The sequence below is a fragment of the Rhizobium aethiopicum genome, from assembly GCF_900094625.1.
GTDB lineage: Bacteria > Pseudomonadota > Alphaproteobacteria > Rhizobiales > Rhizobiaceae > Rhizobium > Rhizobium aethiopicum.
Genome location: NZ_FMAJ01000053.1, coordinates 1 through 2,166 on the forward strand (window position 1 = coordinate 1; position 2,166 = coordinate 2,166).

A 2,166-nucleotide genomic window follows, 5' to 3' on the forward strand; every position below is an offset into this window, starting at 1 on the left:
GTAAGCGACAAGCAGACCCCATCTGGCGAAGCAGCTTAGCGGTCGGCTATCGGTAGCGGACACGATGAACTGCTGTGAGCTTCTATGTCTGCGCCTAGCTCTGGAACTAGAACTTTTCATATGATCGAGGCTGTTGCGGACCGATTTGAGGGCGCGCCTCGGCAGCTTCGGCGGCGCTGGTCGGACGATTTTAAAGCGCGTGCAGTTGCAGAGGCACTCGAGCCTGGCTCGAGCGTGTCAGCGATCGCACGTCGGCTTGATATCCATCCGTCACAACTGTTTGGCTGGCGTCGCGCCGCCCTGGGCTCTCACAAGGAGAACATAGCGCCGATCGGTCATAAGGCAGTCACGCCATCTGCCGACGGCGCGATAATCGAAGTTCTGATTGGCGATGTCGTCGTGCGCGCTCCCGCCGATGTGGACGAAGCTCATCTGCAGCGTGTCATCCGGGCAGTTCGGTCAGCATGATCCCCGCAGGTGTAAAGGTCTTCCTCGCCAGTCACCCCATCGACTTTCGCAAAGGGCCGGACAGTTTGCTGTCGCTGGTGCGCGACGCCGGCAGTGATCCGTTCAATGGCTCGCTTTATGTCTTCCGGGCGAAGCGGGCGGACCGGGTCAAGATCGTCTGGTGGGATGGATCAGGGGTCTGCCTCTATTCCAAGCGGTTGGAGAAGGCGCAGTTCTGCTGGCCGCGGATCGGCCACAACCGGGTGCAGCTCAATCACGCTCAGCTCATGGCGCTCGTTGACGGCATGGACTGGAAACGGGTGCGCTCAGTGGCGGTGAAGCCGCCGGAGATTGTTGGGTAAAGGGCTGCGGCGAAGTGAATCAACCGCCTGAAAAGGCAGGAAAACCGGAGCAAATTGTGCTCTGGTAGGCCTCATGACGCCGCCCGATCTACAGCTCCCGGATGATGTAGAGACCCTGAAAGCCATGGTCCTTGCCATGGCCGAGAAGGCAGCGCGCACCGATGCTCTCGAGAGCGAGGTCGCAGACCTGAAAGCCAGAAACGCCGATGCCGACGAACGCATCGAGCGACTGACCCAGATCCTGAAAGCCTTCGATCGCGCCCGCTTCGGCCGGCAATCGGAAAAGCTCGGCTCTCCGGGCATCGATGATGAGCAGCAGGCTTTTGTCTTCGAGGAAATCGAGACCGGTATCTCGGCAATCCGAGCCAAGGTAAACAAGGGTGCCGCTGATCCCGATGCGAAACGTGCACCCCGGCCGCGCAAGGGCTTTGCACCTCATCTGGAACGAGTCGAAGTGGTGATCGAGCCGGATGAACTGCACGAACACATCGGCAAACAGAAGGTGCTGATCGGAGAAGACGTCTCGGAGCGACTGGACGTCGTGCCGGCGAAGTTCCGCGTCATCGTCACCCGGCGGCCGAAGTATGCCTTCAAGAACGAAGACGGCGTCATCCAGGCAGCCGCGCCCGCGCACATCATCGAGGGTGGCATTCCAACGGAAGCGCTTCTCGCCCAGATCGCTGTCTCGAAGTATGCAGATGGCCTTCCGCTCTATCGACAGGAGGCAATCTATGCACGCGACAAGGTTGAGCTTGACCGGAAGCTGATGGCCCAATGGATGGGCAAGCTCGGCTACGAGCTCGATATCCTGGCCGACTACATCCTCGCTGAGATCAAGAAGGCTGAGCGCATCTTTGCGGACGAGACGACATTGCCAACGCTCGCGCCCGGATCCGGATCGGCAAAGACAGCCTGGCTATGGGCTTATGCGAGGGATGATAGACCCTTTGGCGGTAGTGGCCCGCCGATGGTCGCCTATCGCTTCGAAGATAGCCGCGCTGGCGATCGCGTCGCCCGGCATCTGAATGGCTATCGCGGTATCCTTCAGGTGGACGGGCATGGTGCCTACAACAAGCTTGCCCGATCTGACGGCGGCAATGACGGCGTGATGCTGGCCGGCTGCTGGTCCCATAGCAGGCGCAAGTTCTACGAACTCCACGCCTCGGACAGCTCCAAGATAGCCAGCGAGACGGTGGAATTGATGGCAAAGCTCTGGGAGGTGGAAGCGGCGGCCCGGGGGCAGAGCCCTGACGCGCGTGTCGCGGCACGTCAGGCGACATCTGCTGCAGTTGTCACTGAGCTCTTCGCCCTGTGGCAAAAGACCCTGCCGCGGATCTCCGGCAAGTCGAAGCTCGCA

At 60.7% G+C, this 2,166-nt stretch carries 3 protein-coding genes; all 3 read left to right on the forward strand.

Annotation, left to right across the window (positions count from 1 at the left end; all coding sequences use genetic code 11):
- Positions 1-120 precede the first annotated feature (120 nt).
- Positions 121-468, forward strand: a complete 348-nt coding sequence (locus tag GA0061105_RS32045) for a transposase (protein WP_092755364.1) — start codon at positions 121-123, stop codon at positions 466-468.
- Positions 465-809 carry an IS66 family insertion sequence element accessory protein TnpB gene (tnpB, locus tag GA0061105_RS32050; protein ID WP_011053349.1) on the forward strand — a complete coding sequence of 115 codons (345 nt, stop codon included), beginning with the start codon at positions 465-467 and terminating at the stop codon, positions 807-809. Before GA0061105_RS32045 ends, tnpB begins: the two co-directional genes overlap by 4 nt.
- A 73-nt stretch (positions 810-882) precedes the next feature.
- On the forward strand, positions 883-2,166 hold a 1,284-nt coding region (locus GA0061105_RS32055), incomplete at its 3' end, for an IS66-like element ISRel15 family transposase (protein WP_092755367.1).

Bases quoted from the DNA above. Each gene is read 5' to 3' on its own strand.
- GA0061105_RS32045 (WP_092755364.1), top strand. From the start codon at position 121: ATGATCGAGGCTGTTGCGGACCGATTTGAGGGCGCGCCTCGGCAGCTT.
- tnpB (WP_011053349.1), top strand. From the start codon at position 465: ATGATCCCCGCAGGTGTAAAGGTCTTCCTCGCCAGTCACCCCATCGAC.